This window comes from Marinigracilibium pacificum (genome assembly GCF_012926615.1).
Classification (GTDB): domain Bacteria; phylum Bacteroidota; class Bacteroidia; order Cytophagales; family Cyclobacteriaceae; genus Mangrovivirga; species Mangrovivirga pacifica.
In genome coordinates, this window is record NZ_JABBNU010000003.1 from 83,314 (window position 1) to 100,235 (window position 16,922).

The 16,922-nt window shown below is 33.4% G+C and carries 20 protein-coding genes; 16 read left to right on the top strand and 4 right to left on the bottom strand.

Translation table 11 applies throughout. The features are described from left to right. Nucleotides 1-20 precede the first annotated feature (20 nt). From HH304_RS05185 to HH304_RS05205, 5 genes are all read left to right on the top strand, one after another. Entirely contained in the window at nt 21-449 is a 429-nt protein-coding gene (locus HH304_RS05185) for a hypothetical protein (RefSeq protein ID WP_169678657.1), read from the top strand. An 87-nt stretch (nt 450-536) separates the two neighbouring features. Continuing rightward, complete coding sequence (locus HH304_RS05190; protein ID WP_271711510.1) at nt 537-1,418, top strand: helix-turn-helix domain-containing protein; 882 nt, start codon at nt 537-539, stop codon at nt 1,416-1,418. Nucleotides 1,419-1,505: 87 nt separating this feature from the next. Further along, a complete protein-coding gene (locus HH304_RS05195) occupies nt 1,506-2,051 on the top strand; it encodes an OsmC family protein (RefSeq protein ID WP_169678659.1) in 546 nt (181 codons plus the stop codon). A gap of 61 nt (nt 2,052-2,112) precedes the next feature. Then, nucleotides 2,113-2,502, top strand: a complete 390-nt coding sequence (locus HH304_RS05200) for a VOC family protein (protein WP_169678661.1) — start codon at nt 2,113-2,115, stop codon at nt 2,500-2,502. Nucleotides 2,503-2,569: 67 nt separating this feature from the next. Beyond that, a complete protein-coding gene (locus HH304_RS05205) occupies nt 2,570-4,576 on the top strand; it encodes an amidohydrolase family protein (RefSeq protein WP_169678663.1) in 2,007 nt (668 codons plus the stop codon). A gap of 144 nt (nt 4,577-4,720) precedes the next feature. On the opposite strand, the gene HH304_RS05210 is transcribed toward HH304_RS05205, so the two are convergent. Further along, nucleotides 4,721-4,930 (bottom strand): helix-turn-helix transcriptional regulator, encoded by a 210-nt coding sequence (locus HH304_RS05210; RefSeq protein ID WP_169678665.1) that lies wholly within the window; start codon nt 4,928-4,930, stop codon nt 4,721-4,723. Nucleotides 4,931-4,932: 2 nt separating this feature from the next. After that, nucleotides 4,933-5,400, bottom strand: coding sequence for a hypothetical protein (locus HH304_RS05215; RefSeq protein ID WP_169678667.1), 468 nt, complete (start codon nt 5,398-5,400; stop codon nt 4,933-4,935). A gap of 153 nt (nt 5,401-5,553) precedes the next feature. On the opposite strand from HH304_RS05215, the gene HH304_RS05220 reads away from it, so the two are divergent. From HH304_RS05220 to HH304_RS05255, 9 genes are all read left to right on the top strand, one after another. Next, nucleotides 5,554-5,931, top strand: a complete 378-nt coding sequence (locus HH304_RS05220) for a VOC family protein (RefSeq protein WP_169678669.1) — start codon at nt 5,554-5,556, stop codon at nt 5,929-5,931. A gap of 100 nt (nt 5,932-6,031) precedes the next feature. Further along, nucleotides 6,032-6,571 (top strand): DUF4269 domain-containing protein, encoded by a 540-nt coding sequence (locus HH304_RS05225; RefSeq protein WP_169678671.1) that lies wholly within the window; start codon nt 6,032-6,034, stop codon nt 6,569-6,571. A gap of 28 nt (nt 6,572-6,599) precedes the next feature. Next, on the top strand, nt 6,600-7,112 hold the full coding sequence (locus HH304_RS05230) for a nuclear transport factor 2 family protein (RefSeq protein ID WP_169678673.1): 513 nt from the start codon (nt 6,600-6,602) through the stop codon (nt 7,110-7,112). 14 nt (nt 7,113-7,126) lie between these two features. Continuing rightward, nucleotides 7,127-7,879, top strand: coding sequence for a DUF6090 family protein (locus HH304_RS05235; RefSeq protein WP_169678675.1), 753 nt, complete (start codon nt 7,127-7,129; stop codon nt 7,877-7,879). Between the two features lie 76 nt (nt 7,880-7,955). After that, nucleotides 7,956-8,324, top strand: a complete 369-nt coding sequence (locus HH304_RS05240) for a VOC family protein (RefSeq protein ID WP_169678677.1) — start codon at nt 7,956-7,958, stop codon at nt 8,322-8,324. Between the two features lie 356 nt (nt 8,325-8,680). Further along, complete coding sequence (locus HH304_RS05245; protein WP_271711511.1) at nt 8,681-9,226, top strand: transposase; 546 nt, start codon at nt 8,681-8,683, stop codon at nt 9,224-9,226. A 415-nt stretch (nt 9,227-9,641) separates the two neighbouring features. Continuing rightward, on the top strand, nt 9,642-9,872 hold the full coding sequence (locus HH304_RS21180) for a hypothetical protein (protein ID WP_271711512.1): 231 nt from the start codon (nt 9,642-9,644) through the stop codon (nt 9,870-9,872). Next, nucleotides 9,869-10,093, top strand: coding sequence for a GNAT family N-acetyltransferase (locus HH304_RS21185; protein WP_271711513.1), 225 nt, complete (start codon nt 9,869-9,871; stop codon nt 10,091-10,093). Before HH304_RS21180 ends, HH304_RS21185 begins: the two co-directional genes overlap by 4 nt. A 223-nt stretch (nt 10,094-10,316) precedes the next feature. After that, a complete protein-coding gene (locus HH304_RS05255; RefSeq protein ID WP_169678679.1) occupies nt 10,317-11,291 on the top strand; it encodes an NAD(P)-dependent alcohol dehydrogenase in 975 nt (324 codons plus the stop codon). Between the two features lie 68 nt (nt 11,292-11,359). Here the strand turns inward: HH304_RS05255 and HH304_RS05260 are convergent, their stop codons facing one another. Together HH304_RS05260 and HH304_RS05265 are read right to left on the bottom strand one after the other, a co-directional pair. Beyond that, complete coding sequence (locus HH304_RS05260; protein WP_169678681.1) at nt 11,360-12,529, bottom strand: DUF1501 domain-containing protein; 1,170 nt, start codon at nt 12,527-12,529, stop codon at nt 11,360-11,362. Nucleotides 12,530-12,532: 3 nt separating this feature from the next. Further along, nucleotides 12,533-13,915 carry a DUF1800 family protein gene (locus tag HH304_RS05265; RefSeq protein WP_169678683.1) on the bottom strand — a complete coding sequence of 461 codons (1,383 nt, stop codon included), beginning with the start codon at nt 13,913-13,915 and terminating at the stop codon, nt 12,533-12,535. A 303-nt stretch (nt 13,916-14,218) separates the two neighbouring features. Here HH304_RS05265 and HH304_RS05270 point away from each other — a divergent pair, with 303 nt between their 5' ends. Both HH304_RS05270 and HH304_RS05275 read left to right on the top strand, forming a co-directional pair. Further along, nucleotides 14,219-16,417, top strand: coding sequence for a helix-turn-helix domain-containing protein (locus HH304_RS05270; protein ID WP_169678685.1), 2,199 nt, complete (start codon nt 14,219-14,221; stop codon nt 16,415-16,417). A gap of 106 nt (nt 16,418-16,523) precedes the next feature. Then, nucleotides 16,524-16,883 carry a hypothetical protein gene (locus HH304_RS05275; RefSeq protein ID WP_169678687.1) on the top strand — a complete coding sequence of 120 codons (360 nt, stop codon included), beginning with the start codon at nt 16,524-16,526 and terminating at the stop codon, nt 16,881-16,883. The last annotated feature ends 39 nt before the right edge of the window (nt 16,884-16,922 follow it).

Here is a 16,922-nt window from a genome sequence, read left to right on the forward strand (position 1 = left end):
CATAAGTAAACTTTTCAATCATGAGAAACCATATACTATTTCTTCTATGCTTTATTATTTTTTCCTGTGAAAAGGATGACATTCATTGTCCTCCTGCTGAATGCGATCAGGAATTGATTATTAATGGAGATCTTTATGATAATGCTCCTAACAGTTCTCTTACTATTGAATCCGTAGAATTAAAAGAAAACTGTATGACGATTAATTTTTACTCTAGCGGATGTAGCGGATCAACCTGGGAATATAAACTAATTGCAGAAGATTACACTATACCTGGTGATATCCCCCAGCGTTTTATCAGATTATCGTTAAAAAATGAAGAATTATGTGAAGCTATCATTAGAAAAGAAGTGTCTTTTGATATTAGTGAAGCCTTGGGACAATCACATATAATTCGTCTAAGTCTGGAAAATAATGGCACACACTACATTTACCAACCTGGTAATTGATCAAATAGGTGCTTAAATTGAACATTTATTAAGTCACTTATTTGATTTAATAAACTGAAAATCAACATCATTTATTAAATTAAGTATATGATAGTTGATATATACAGATATTTCAAAAGTAACCCTGACCTAAACAAGGTTGTTGGTAATAACTATCTGTTTGTTGAGTACAAATGCCCACTTGATGTTGAAGATTATAAATTCTGGTCTGACTCACATATGATTACTTATGTCATTAGTGGTAAGAAAGATTGGATCTCAAAAAATAATGTTTTTCAAATTACAGGAGGTGACGCTTTATTTATAAAAAAGGGTGTATACCAGACAAAGCAATATTTTGACGTTGATTATTGCGTAATGATGTTTCTGTTAAATGATGATTTCATCGCTGAATTTATCAGGGAATATCAAAATAACTACAAGAAGAAAATTCCTAAAATGCCAATATGCGAACAGGAACTATTCAGAATTAACACCGGAGAAACAATTGAATCGTTAATAATTAGTGTTTTCAACTATCTGAAGCAAGCCCAAACACTGCCTCAGGAATTAATCGAGATCAAATTCAAGGAGCTATTAATAAACATCCTGATTGATCCAAAAAACTCCTCTCTTACTAATTTCTTATTGACATGTAATCAATCAGCTAAGGCCGATATGGAGTCTACCATGTTAAATAATTTTACCTATGACCTTTCAATAGAAGAATTTGCCCGGTTATGTGGAAGAAGCCTTTCAACATTTAAAAGAGACTTCAAGAAATACTATGGTGATACTCCTGCCAACTGGCTCAAGGCACAGCGACTAACCTACGCTATTTCATTAATGCAAAACCCTGATCTTTCAATTGGCGATATTTGCTATGAATCCGGATTCAAAAATCTTTCACACTTCAATAAAGTATTCAAAGAAAAATTTAACCTTCCTCCTGGTCAATATAGAAGTAATTTGCAGAAAATGATAGTTTGACCCATATAGCAAATTGATTGATCTTTTAAGCAAACTCGAAATATCTAATAAGTAGGAACTTTGTAACAGATCAAAATTAAATCTGTCATGAAAACTATATCAAAGGTTTACAATAACCAGTACCCACTTATAAATGAATATTCTAAAAATCCTGAAAAAGCATGGGTCACTGATGCTGCTACCATCGAAGGTAAGTATTTGGATGACCCATTTCACACTGAAGTTATAATAAATGATGAGCTTCAGGTACCTTTTAAAATTGGTGTTCACAGAGCAGTAGGCGGTCTGCATGATTTACCTAATCCAGGTGACATGCTTTCAGCAACATTGGCTTGTTGTTTTGAAAGCACCATGAGGATGGTAGCCAATAGAATGGGAATAAAATTATTATATACCCGAGTCAGGGTAGAGTCTGAAGTTGACGTAAGAGGAACTCTTTGCATGTCAAAAGAAGTACCTGTTTCCTTTCAGGAGATTACAGTCTGGATTAAAGTGATTACAGATCAGGCGGATGAAGATCGAACCATCAGACTCATAAAAGCAACTGAAAATAGCTGTATTATTTATCAAACCCTGATTAAAGGTATTAAAATCAATATATACCCCGAGATTTCGAAACTACTAGTTGCTTGATGTATTTCGCCCTGTAGATTACAGGGCGATTTTATTATCTTTATCAGACAATCATCAAAATATGAAAATAGAACACCTCGCTATCTGGGTAAAAGATCTTGAACTAATGAAGGACTTTTACATAAAATATTTCAACATGATTAGTAATAAGAAATATCACAATCCAGATAAAAATTTCAATTCATACTTCCTTAATTTCCCTGAAAGTTCTGTTCGAATTGAATTAATGACCAGACCAGACATAAAAGTTTCAGTATCTGAAAGATCGCAACTTTACGGGTTAACGCATTTTGTTATATCAACAGGAAGTAGAACTAACGTAGATAATCTTACAGAAATATTAAGAAAAGATGGATTCACAATTATTAGCGAACCACGAACTACCGGAGATGGTTATTATGAAAGTGTAATTTCAGACCCTGAAGGCAATCACATTGAAATAACTGTCTAAATTAAATTGGAAATCATTTATAATACATATAACTTATTGATTAAAATCAACTACAATCACAAGTTATATGAAACACCTACCCTTCTTTTTGACCGGGTTCCTGTTTATGCTAGTTTCTTGCCAGGATGAGAAACCGGACACAAACTCATGGAACTACAAATCACATGAATACACGGTTTATTTTGGAGATGAAGAAAGAGGCTTTTTCAAGTCAACTCATAATGGAAACAATACCCATCAATATGAATGGAAATACAATGACAGAGGCCGTGGCCCTCACCTAACAGAAACAATAATTACCGATAATGATGGATATTTAACAGGAATTACTGTCAAAGGAATAAATTATCTTAAAGATTCTGTTGATGAATCATTTTCTAAAAATGGTCAGACTGCCGAATGGCAAAGCACAAGCGAAAAAGGTTCCTCTGAAGCAACAAATGCTCAATATATTGGAGTTAATAGTGGTTTTGGTAATATGGAGGTCATATTGAAAAAGATGATCGAAAATGATCTTAAAGAAATCAACACCTACCCCTCAGGAAAAATCATTTTAAACAACGTTGCAGAGCATACTTTTTATGATACTCTTAATCTAAAGCTTGTTACCTATTCCGGCCTGGGGTTTACACCAGAACTAATCTGGCTTGATCAAAACAATCAGTTTTTTGCATATCCTTCAGACTGGGCATCATTTATCCGGAATGGTTACAAGGATCTAAACGAGGAATTACTTGAAATAACCAAGAAGGCAAGAAATGAATATTACAATGATCAGGCAAAAGCTTTAACCACCACACCTGATGGAAAAATAATTATCACTAATGTCAGAGTCTTTAATTCAGAAAGCAAAGAAGTTAATAATGATAAAACTGTAATAATTGAAGGCAATAAAATCAGCCAGATTCTTGATTCTTCTGATGATTTTGACTCCGAAGGAACTATCATTGATGGAAAAGGCCGAATGCTTATGCCGGGCTTAATAGACATGCATGGTCATCTGAATAGAGCTCAGGGACTTATGAATATTGCTGCAGGCGTGACTTCCGTCAGGGATATGGCAAACGGGTTTGACTTGCCAGAAGTAGCAGATGACTTTAATAGTAATGCAGTTATCGGACCAAGAATTTTAATAATGAGTGGGTTCATTGATAAAACTGGTCCATATGCCGGTCCGTTAGGTAAAAAAGTATCCACTATTGAAGAAGCACTTGAAGCGGTTGACTTTTATGAAGATCGAGGATACCAGCAAATAAAACTTTATAGTTCGATAGAACCAGAATGGGTAAAGCCTATTGCTGAAAGAGTACATAGCTATGGCATGAAACTGAGTGGGCATATTCCATCATTTATGCTGGCAGAAGAAGCTATAAAAGATGGCTACGATGAAATACAACATGTTAACATGCTTGCCTTGAATTTCCTGGGTGATACAATCGATACCCGGACTCCACAAAGATTTATTATGGTTGGTAAACATGCATATAATATTGATATTGAAAGTAATGAGTTTCAGGAATTCTTAAAGCTGATGAAAGATAATGATATTGTATCTGACCCAACTGTTTCTATTTTCGAAGGAATGCTTACTTCAAAGGCCGGCACACCAAATCCTTCTTTTGCAATGATTTTAGACAGACTTCCTATACAAGTTAAAAGAGGCTTTATGACCGGTGGCTTGCCTATTCCAGAAGGTATGGAAGGTAAATATAAAGAGTCATATCAACGGTTACTTGACATAGTAAAAGCTATGTATGATTACGGTATCACAATAGTTCCGGGAACAGATTCGATGGTTGGCTTTGGATTGCACACCGAACTGGAAAACTATGTCAGAGCCGGAATTCCAGCTGACGAAGTACTTAAAATGGCCACATATACCTCTGCCAATGTTTGTAAGCGTGATGACCTTGGACAAATCAAGAAAGGTATGCTTGCTGATGTTATACTAGTTAATGGTGATCCAACCCAGAATATAAAAGATATAAGGAATGTCGATCTCACAATCAAGGATGGTAAAATTTATGATGCCGAAAAGCTATATTCCTCAATTGGTATTAAACATTACAATTAATATCAACTGGGTGGCTCTACTAATTACCCATTGATCCCTGAAATTATACAACAATAATAAAGGCCACTTCCCAAATGTCAGGAAGTGGCCTGATTTTTTATAGATGTATTTAAACTATTTTAATGGTTTGGACTTTTTTAAAAATTAATCTTTCCAGTCAGATTCTTCAAGCTCAAAAATCGCATCAACATCTACTTCAAAAATAGCTGCTAGTTTGAGAGCCAAAACAGTTGAAGGCACGTACTTTCCAAGCTCCATTGCATTTATTGTTTGCCTGCTTACCTTAGCCATCTCAGCTAATTTAGCCTGGGTAATATTCTTTCGAGCTCGTTCTACTTTTATTGAATTTTTCATTATCAAATCGATTTATTTAACTTGATCTTTTGCCAGTTGAACCTGATAATAAAAAAGAGAAGTATAGTAAACATATTGAATATCATTACATAAAAAAAGGAAAAGTCATATACAAACAAAATAGTAATCAATAGTACTCCATAATTAACATATGTTGCCCAAACTAATGATTCAAGTCTAATTTTTGATATAAACTCATCCTCTATTTTTTCTTTAGAAAATGCAACTACCAAACCACTTATGATTGCTAACACCCCAACAATTTCATTTAAAAAATTATTTTCAACGATACCATATAGTTTTTTATCTGAATCAATAAAATCATCAACAAATATTGACGGAAGTCTTAAATCAAATACTGAAGGTTCATACTCAGTAATGACTAAATATAATCCTATTGCTATCGAAGGAATAAAAACAATCCATCCAGCTTTCTTCCATTCATAAGGTAGTAAGTATGATGTTTTCATAATGTTCTTTTTTACAAATGTAAAATATTTCTTACACAATGTAATATGTTTTTTACATTGTGTAAAATAATTTAGTCATTAATTTTTCATAAAAGTGATAATTACTATTTGATAATTAATTATTTTACATTTCAATATGAACCTAAAAAAACCATGAAAAACCAGAATTACCTCGGACTAAGAACAGTTGTCTATTATGTTAATAATTTAAACGAAGCGAAAGAATGGTATAGCAAAGCATTTGATACTAAACCGTATTTTGATGAGCCATTTTACGTTGGATTTAATATTGCTGGTTATGAACTTGGGCTGCTCCCTCAAGAAGATTCTGGTAAACAATTAACTGAAAATACTATCACATATTGGGGTGTTTCAGATATTAATGAAGCATATAGTCATATGCTGGATATTGGAGCTAAGAATCATGAGGAACCAAACTCAGTAGGCGAAGACTTAATGGTGGCTTCTGTGATTGATCCCTGGAGTAATATTATTGGTTTAATTTACAACCCTCATTTTAAATTGCAATAACCAGATAAAAACACGGATAACTACCTGACAAATAAGAAGTTCACAGCGATTATTATAATCAATTTAGCTTGGTTTATCAGGTTTTTTATTATATTGCTTTATGATCGACTTCACTAATATCGATTATTTACTGAAAGGTACACCCAGACAACGTAAAGCTTACAATATTCTTCTTGAGCTAGATATCTTTGACGACCTTGAACCTTATTCTCCTGTATTAACCGGCACAGTCCCCCTTGATATAGACTTACCTGAAAGTGATTTAGACATTATATGCTATGTTACCGACCTGGATATTTTCTACCAGATGCTTATTTATAAATACGGTGACCAGGATAATTTCAATATCAAGTCATCGGTGATTAATGGAGTTGAAAGTATCATAGCATCTTTTTATTATGAAGACTTTCCTATTGAGATATTTGGCCAAAATATGCCTGTATACCAACAGAATGCCTTTAAACACATGCTTGCTGAATATTATATCCTGAATGAAAAAGGTTCAGAATTCAAAGAAGAAGTTGTTAAGCTTAAATCTATTGGGTACAAAACCGAACCAGCATTTGCAGAACTTTTATCGTTGGAAGGTGACCCTTACGTTGCTCTGTTAGATTATCACGATCAACAAATTGATATCTGAAACCATCTCATTAAATTTTAATTCCATTATGAAATATAAGATTTTACTTATCCAGTTTATCTTTCTTTCATTTTCAGGCTTTGGTCAATATCATGACTACGAAGATATAAATAACCAGGTATGGGCAAAATTTGAAAAAGCTTTTGTAGACCTAAATCCCGGACTAATGGCTGAAATTCACTCTAGAGATTTAGCCAGAATACCTGCCGATAATAACCGTATTCTTAATTATGAAGAATACATTGATAGTTTTCATAAAAGATTTGATAGAGCAAAATCCAACCATATCAAGTATGAAATCGAACTTCGATTTATAGAAAGAATCGCCAATGGTTTTACTGCTTCTGAAAGAGGCATATATCAACTAATTGTAATAAACGAGCAAGATGAACCCAGATCCTATTACGGAAAATTTCATGTCCTGTTAAGGAAAGAAAATGGTTTGTGGAAAATCTTAATGGACTACGACTCAAATGAAGGTGGTAAAATCGGGAAAGAAGATTTTGATAAAGCAAATGAAATTGACGATTTTAATTTTTAATCCGCAATTTTATTATGACTATAAACAATCGGTTTAATTCATTGTATTATAAATGGAAAAATTTTCTCAGGGAGATCCTTATTGTCGTTATTGGTGTACTTTTAGCCTTCACTTTAAATTCCTGGTGGATTTCTAGTAAGGAAGTTAAATCACGTGAGTTATTATTATCAAATCTTAAAAATGAAATAATTGAAAACAATGGGAGACTTGAATCTAATATCAATATCCATGAATATGTATTAAAAACATGTGATAGTCTTTTAACAATTATCAATAATTCTGGATCAAGTGATACAATCAAGCTTTCTACCTCCATCCTGTCTGGCATTATTATCGCTCCCACATATAATCCATCTACCGGAAATTTAAACTCAATCCTGAATTCGGGAAAACAAGAACTGATTAAAAATGATGCTCTAATAGCAACATTAACAAGCTGGAATAACTATTATCTTGATGCCATTGAAGATGAACAAACTGGATTTGACTTTGTAGAACAACATCTTCTGGTTTTTCTGAGGCCCCAAATTGATTTATCTGATGCTTTAATAAACGCTGGTCTTATTGCAAACCACATCAGAGAAAATAAAACGGATCGGAAATTTCCTATAGCCTTCTTCGAGGTTAACCAAAGCCTGCCAAACACAGTATCGTTAAAAAACCTGATCTCCCAAAGAAAGATGAGAACAATAATTACAATTGGCGCTTTAAAGAGACTTCTAATTCATCAAAGAAATTCATTAGATTATTTTGAGCAGAAAAGTTAGAATTCCTAATTCATTCAACATGATTAATTAGCATTAATTGAAAGCTAAACATTAAAGTAATTTATTAAATTTAAAAATGCTTCCAGCCCCGGTTTCCATTCGACCATTTATTGGTGCAAAAGACTATTCAATTAGCCGAAAATTCTACAAAGATCTCGGATTTTCAGAAGTTAAACTTTTTGAAAAAATGTCATACTTCCACATCGGGAATTTCGGCTTTTACCTGCAAGATTATTTCAATGAAGACTGGGTTGGAAACACAATGGTTTTTTATGAAGTATCAGATATAGAAAAAGTGTATCAGGAAATCAAAAACTTAGATTTGCTAACTAATTATCCTGAAGCCAAAATCAAGCCCATCTCTTATAATGACTGGGGCAATGAATTCTTTATTCATGACCCCTCCAATATCCTGTGGCATATTGGTGAATTTAATAAGGAATAATAGTTTACCATATATAATTTTCCATGGCTTGTTGAGACATTAGTTATAACTCTGATGAGACAAGAGAACACCGGCTTTAACCCTCCAATGCATCACATTAATAAATTGCCTCAATATTAAAGTCATGGCATGTGTCCTCACTCGCCATAAATCTACTAAACTACCCATGGCTAGTGGGGACACTAGCCACAACACTCCGATGCAACAAATAAATAAAATGCATCAAAATAAAAGTTATTGAGAGTGCCCCACCCACCAGGGATTATCTATACAGATACATTTAGGTATCTATGATTATTTAAGAAATAAATTAAAAAATTTACTATTTTCAACGTCAGATCTTTCTAAACAAAACTATGAGTATCAACTATAGACCTTCTGTTATGCAGTATGGTAAAATATACTTTTGGACTGCTACAATAAGAAACTGGCAGTATTTACTACAGCATAAAAACACTAAAAATATAATTATTGACTCTTTAGAATACTTAAGTAACAACGGTAATATCAATGTTTATTCGTTTGTTATAATGCCAAATCATATACATTTAATTTGGAAAATGAACAAACTAAATGGTAAAGAAAGTCCAAAATCTTCCTTTTTAAAATTTACAGCACATCAGTTCAAGGTATTCATGGAAACTGAAAATTTTAGTTTAAATCCATATAAAATTAATTCAAAACAAAAATCACATGAGTTCTGGCAAAGAGATCCCAGAGCCTTTGAATTATATAGTTTAAAAATGATTAATCAAAAGATTAATTACATTCATAACAACCCTTTACAAGAAAAGTGGAGCCTTGTTAAGTTTCCATCTGAATATTCATACTCATCAAGCAGTTTTTATGATGATGGAATTTCTCCTTTTAAATTTCTTAAAAATATCTATGATGAATTTTAATTTAACCGACTAAAAATAGCTGTTCATTTCACTACCCATGGCTAGTTGAGACATTAGTTATAACTCTGATGATACAAGGGGACGCTAGCCTTAACCCTCCAATGCATCACATTAATAAATTGCCTCAATATTAAAGTCATGGCGTGTGTCCTCACTCGCCATAAATCTACTAAACTGTACATGGCTAGTGGGGACACTAGCCACAACACTCCGATGAGACAAAGGGGACGCTAGCCATAACTCTGATGAAATTTGTATTTCAATAATTCTCTCAATCAACTAAATAAATATTAATGTATTGGTATATTTAAAAGTCATAAACAGGTTTTATTTAATTAGGTATACTTAATAAATTAATTTTAACAGAAAATACATAAAAAACTCACAATCAACTACTTATACAGAATCACTTAAAATGATAGTAAACATAAGAAAAGCAGTACTTAATGATGTTGAGTCATTATCACAACTATTTGATTCATACAGGATCTTTTACCGTAAAAATTCAAACATTAATGAAGCAAAATATTTCCTGACCCAGCGAATAGAAAACAATGAGTCAGAAATTTTTATAGCTGAGAATGAAGAAGGAGTTCTTTCAGGATTTGTCCAGTTTTATATCCTCTTTTTTCTTCCACTAATATGAAAAGAGTATGGCTGTTAAATGACCTATTTGTAGATGAAAAATATAGAGGCAAAGGGATATCTGTTGCATTAATAAACAGGGCTAAAAAATTGGCTAAAGAGACCAATGCTGTAGGACTAATGCTAGAAACAGAAAAATCAAATGATATAGGAAATAACTTGTATCCTAAAACTGGTTTTACATTGGATAAAGACCACAATTATTATTCCTGGGAGTTATGAAACCAGACTACAATTTTTATAAAGACACTATAAGTTTTTTCTTCTCAGAACATCACTATTCAAAAATGTTCAAGATCAAACAATCTATTATCTTCGATATTGGATTCCCTCAAAATTCATTGAATTCCCTTCAACATTACTTTATCACCCCTTTACAATAGAATTTCCACCGCTGACATAAGACTTATTCAATTAAATCGATTAATAAGTTATATTAATAATAATGAAAGCTGTGGTATTAACTAAATATGGATCCCCTGAAGGGTTAACAATAACTGATATTTCAACTCCTATTCCTGGAAATAATGAAGTATTGGTGAAAATTCATGCTACGACTGTTACAGCTGCTGATACTGAAGTCCGTAGATTCAAGATTCAACCGCTTTTCTGGCTACCTTTAAGACTTGTCATGGGATTATTCAAACCCAAGAAAAATCTTATTCTAGGTCAGGAGTTTTCCGGAGAAATTGTTGATACAGGATCTAATGTTTCAAATTTTCAAAAAGGTGATTTAGTATTTGGGTCTGGAGGAATTAAAATGGCATGCCAGGCTGAACTTAAAATACAAAATGAGCATTCAGCTATTGTTCATAAACCATCTGGAATATCATTTGATGAGGCTAGCACCATTCCCTTAGGAGGACTTAATGCGCTGCACTACCTGAGAAAAGGAAAAATAAATAATAATGATAAAGTATTAATAATTGGTGCCGGAGGTGCAATTGGCACTTATGCTGTTCAGTATGCCAAATATGTAGGTGCCCATGTTACAGCCATTGATACAGGGATAAAACTAGACATGTTGAAGGCGATTGGTGCAGACGAAGTAATTGATTTCAATAAGGAAGACTTCTGGCTTTCAAAAAAGAGATATTCATTAATATTTGATGTTGCCTCCAAGACAGGGTATTCTAAATGTATAAGTGCCCTTTCCGAATCAGGAAGGTTTATTCCGGCTGACTATTCATTAACTCTTATGCTCAGAGGATTCCTTACTTCGCTCTTCACAGACAAGAAAGTAATTGTAACATTAGCAGGAGATAACAAAGAAGATTTGATGTATATGGCAAATCTTATTAATGAAGGACAAATCAAGCCTGTTATCGGTAAAACGTTTAGCCTTGAAGAAATTCCGGAAGCAAATAGATTAATTGAATCAAATCAAAAACTTGGTTGCTTTGTCGTGAGAGTGCAATAAAAAATAAAATCCTTTTACCTCAGGGCTTATTAATCTTCCCCTCTTCAAGTATTAAGATTTCATTCCTATTAAAACAACCCAGGAAGTATTGGTTGATTGATGTTTATATCCTTACTATCAAAATCAAATTTACTTTTCAACAATGAAGCGTATACACTTCGAAAATCATTTTCAAATATCAAGTCACCATTATCAAGGTTAATAAGATCAGGGTTATTACCGATTACCTGACCCTTGTTTTTTCCACCGATAACAAGCATGGGGCCCGCAGTTCCATGATCCGTTCCCGAACCATTTTCCTTAACCCGTCGACCAAATTCTGAAAAAACCACTATGGTTACCCTATTTAAGAGATTGTTTGCCTTAAGATCACGATAGAATGAAAATATTGCATCATTTAAAATAGTCAGGTTTTTATCCTGAATAAATAGCTGATTGTTATGTGTATCAAATCCGTTTAGTGAAGTATAATATACCTTCGATCCTAAATCACCTTTGATAAGCTGGCTTATCCATTGCAACTTTTTACTTAATTCATTTGGGCTATAAGTTTCATTAAAATTCTGTGACCTAAAGATTGCCTTTCTTATTTCTTCCATTCCGTCCTGTGAAGCGAATGAAATTTTCCTGACAAAATCCAGTTGAGGATTATCTGATAACTTTAAATCATTATCAGCATTGTTAAACTGTCTTAGCCTGTTTAAATCCTTAATTGTTACCCCGGTTATAGATGAAGATTTTAAAGCCAGATTGTCTGTTGAATCGATATTTAATGAAGCAAGATGTTCATCATTACATTGAACATCAAGGAATCTGCCAAGCCAACCCCTATCAAGGTATTGATTACTTTCAGAGCCTGTTTGCCATATCTCTATAGATCTGAAATGCGATCTGTTTGGATTCGGATAGCCTACATTTTGAATTACTGACAAGTCTCCTGCCTGGGCGATTGTTGCTACATCTTTTAATGCTGGATGAAATCCGGTACCGTTTATATGACTAATCACTTTGCTTTTTTCGATTCCGATTGTTGGCCGGTTATGATAGTAAAGTGGATCATCAAAAGGAATAATCGTATTCAGTCCATCATTCCCTCCATTTAACTGGATGAAGACAAGAATGTTGTCATTAATAGATTCAGTTGACCTGATAATTGGAGATGAATATAAAAAATCAGGAACTAAAAGAAGTCCACTTGATGAGGTTGCTACCAGCTTTAGGAAATTTCTTCTTTTCATAATTTAGATTATTTGGAATTCAGGACATTGACCCAGATACCGATATACGTTAAGAATCTTTTTATCTGCATTTTCTGCTTCGGGATTAAAATCATACGGGAGAACCTGCTTAAGTTCAATATCCATTTCTTCATTGGTTTCGAATACCATCCTGTCAGTAAGTTCTTTAATAATATCATTAGCACTTTGTAAATTGGAAATCACCAGATCAGTTGAAAAGTCTACCGGACCTGCATCGAACTTGCTTAACCTCTTACTTATTGATCTTTCAAGTCTATCCCTGCCAAAAACGATCATATCAAGAAGCTGCTTCCTGTTTGTATAGAGTTGAGTGGTTAACCATTCCTGTCCCCCACTCCAGCCTTTAACATTGGGCTGATCGTAAATATCCATGCCTTGTTCCCTTAAAAAGAATGACACCATTAGGTAATTAGGCATGATATTCAGATCCTTATGAATCTGAACAATAAAAGTTAACGGGTCTTTTATTTTCGTTCCTGAAATCCCTTTATTGCACTCCTGAACAAATAGCTTCTCGAAAAATGGCTTTAATTCATAATTATTTTTGACCAGAATTTCAGAATAATAAATTATCATCTCCTCTTCGGGATTGTCATAAAAAAACCACTTTAGAATCTTTTGAGTAAGAAATTTAGCAGGCTGGCCATTTTTGAATATTATTTCAATGAGATCATCAGCCTTAAAATTGCCTGTTTCACCTAAAAATGTCTTGATAGAGTTATCAGTAAATTTTGGACGGTATATACCTCTGTTCTGCCCCGGACTCAGACCTGCAAGTGATCTGGCAACATTTTTTATATCATCTTCAGTATAATTTCCTTCTCCCAAAGTAAATAACTCTAATAATTCCCTTGCAAAATTTTCATTGATGTTATCTTTTCTGTTTTTTTGATTATCAAGGTATCTAATCATAGCATTAGAATACACCATTTCCCTGACAAGATCTTTATAATTTTCAAGTGAATGGTCGTTGATTGATTTATAATGCAAATAAATCCAGTATGGAACTTTTACAGATTTAAGAGTTACGACAAAGTGATTCTGAAAGAACAAATTAATCTTTTCGTGAAGCACATTTGAAGAATTAAAATACCTCTCTGCCATAAAGGATTTCCATTGAAACTGAAGCTTTATGAAATCATTAAGTACCTTATCAGACTCATTTTCATTCTTTTTAATTTCACTTTTTAGGGATTGAAGCTCCTTGAATGTTTTCGGTGAATTGGCAATAAATCCAGGTTCATCTACCCTTAATCGATTATTGAGTTTTTTATTGATGTATCGCTCAATTCCAAGTCTTTTAATCTCCGGAGCCTGATCGGTAGAAAACCCAACTCTTAAGGATGCTAAATATTCAGGTTTCATAAAATTCAATTCAATTTATCGGTAAGATCCATTTAAGAGAGAAAGGTTTAATTGAATGAATATTTTTTAATAAATAATTATGCCATACTACACAAATGGAAAGCAATTCTTATAGCACTTTTATATATAAAAGTTCAATTCTCATTTAGCCCTGTTTCCAGATTATTCATCTCGAAACGTTTACTTACGTTTACAAACGGCTAATGCTGGTTAAATTAAAATTAATCTTTAACCTTTAGGCTTCATTCATTTGAGAAACACCAATGTTTTTTCAACTTTATACCCTGAATAAAAATGGAATTAATGGAATTGAAGACCAATAACATCACTGACCTGGCTAACCGGTATATCAATAATACCAACCGGCACATTTTTCTTACTGGTAAAGCAGGTACAGGAAAAACTACTTTCCTGCGTCAGTTGGTCTCTAGCACTGTAAAGAAAACTGCTGTTGCTGCCCCTACAGGTATTGCTGCTATTAATGCAGGTGGAGTTACCTTACACTCTCTTTTACAACTACCATTTGGGGTCTTCGTTCCCGATCAAAATTATAATTCCTCAGATTTTGTAAATACTCCAAGAACTGTCCTTTCGGGTTTCAGGCTAAATAAATCAAAAAGAAAACTACTTCAAGAACTTGAACTTCTGATAATCGATGAGGTCAGTATGCTAAGGGCAGATCTACTGGATTGCATTGATACGGTATTGCGTCATGCACGCAGAAAGAAAAATCTTCCTTTCGGTGGACTTCAAATTCTTTTTATTGGAGACCTGCTTCAGCTACCACCTGTTGTCAAAGATCAGGAACTGGTTCATTTAAATAGATATTATGATACCAGTTATTTCTTTTCAGCACATGCATTAACAAATTACCCACCAGTTTACCTTGAATTAGACAAGATTTACCGTCAGGAAGATAATCGTTTTGTTGATTTATTAAACAGGTTCAGAAATAACCAGGTAACCACCGAAGATGTTCAATACCTGAATAGCAATCATTTTGAAAATATTGATCATGAAAATCTTTCGGATGACCATGTTAGAATTACTACCCATAATCAAAAGGCTGATACGATAAATGCTAATGCACTTAATAAATTAACAACCAAACCAAAGACTTTCAAGGCTGATATAGTCGGTGATTTTCCGGAAAGCATGTACCCTGTAAATCCGGAACTGGAACTTAAAATAGGTGCACAGGTGATGTTCACCAAAAATGATGGAGAAGAACGCCGTTACTTTAATGGTAAAATCGGAACTGTAACTGATATAACTGAAGATCTTATTGAGGTCACCTGCCCGGATGATGACTTGCCAATATCAGTAAGTCAGTATGACTGGCATAATATCAGATATACATTAAACAAAGAAACAAATGAAGTTGACGAGAAAATTATCGGTAGTTTCAAACAGTATCCTTTGAAACTAGCATGGGCAATTACTGTTCATAAAAGTCAGGGACTAACCTTCGACAAAGCTATTCTTGATCTCTCTGATGCGTTTGCTCCCGGACAAGTGTATGTAGCCCTTTCTCGTTTAAGATCACTCGATGGATTGGTGCTTTCCTCTCCCATCTCAAATCAAATGATTAGCAACGATACTGTACTTACATCATATAGTTCTAATAAGCCAAACCTGGAACAACTCGAAGAACAGATAAAACGAGATTTTAAAGATTTTCTTAGATTACATACTTCTGATTCATTTGACTTTTCATCATTAATGTATTTGATGAAAGAGCATTTAAAAAGCTTTGAAAAAATAGAAGGTGAATCAAAAAAGCTAGCATACCGACAATGGACTAGCGAGCTTTTTGATGAGATTCAAAAGTTGGGTAATACTTCCGATACATTTATCCGCCAGGTTAGACAAATCGCCGCTACCGAAGGAGATATAATTCCTACATTGCTCGAAAGGGTCAGAAAAGCCAAAGAATACTTTGAACCCTTGCTACACGATATACAGAAAAAAATCGGTCAGCAAATCGACTCTTTAAAAGTAAAAACAGGAGTAAAAACTTATACCAATGAGCTTATCGAACTGGAAGCTACAGTTTATTCACAGATAAGAAATCTTAATAAGGCCTATCAATTTATCAAGGAAACCAGTAATGGAAATCTCTTAACAAGAGAGAAACTTACTTCTGGAAAGCAACTTGAGGAAAGAAAAGAGGCTTTAAAAAAGATTAAAGAAAAAGTAAAGAAGAAACCAACCCATGAAATCAGCTACGAACTATATAAAGAAGGTCTGTCCCTAGAGGAAATTGCCGACAAGCGGGGTCTTGTTCAAAATACAATTGCCGGACATATGTGTTATTATGTAGCCTCAGGTGAAGTCAATGTTGAAGATTTTGTAGACAAGGAAAAGATATCTAACATATTAACTGTTGCAGAAACTATAAAGAGTTTGAAATTAACTGAAATTAAAGAAAAGCTAGGTGAAGAATACAGCTTTGGTGATATCAAGTTTGCCCTGGCATTTAAAGAAAGTCAAGGAATATAATATTCATTTTTTGAATAAAAAGTTGCTGATAAACAATAGCTATAAGCTACATTAATTTAGAGTTAATAAGCAATAAATATACTCTTGTTACGTATTTTTTATTGAAATGAAAACTGCCATCAACATAAATACTCAAGTCTGGAAAAACATTATTCTTTGTTTGATAAAAGATAATTGGGTTGTCATTGAAAAATATATGGCCTTTGATGCAGGAATAGATTTTGATTTCCTTATTCTGAAAAAGGGAAATGATAGGATAGTTTTTGGATGGGATAATTATGAACAAGGAGAAATAAAATGTAAAGATGAGATTTTTGAGTATTTAAGTGGGGAATTTAATATAAACCTTGTTTTCGGAAGACCTAAAAACCTAACCTGGAAAATTATATTGATAACCAGAGCATTAACTATTCCTCAAAGATACTTATCTAACCCTTCAAAAAATTTTCATGATTTTTTCGATTGAAATAGTTAACCTAAATATTATTAGCCAAATAGCTTTTAA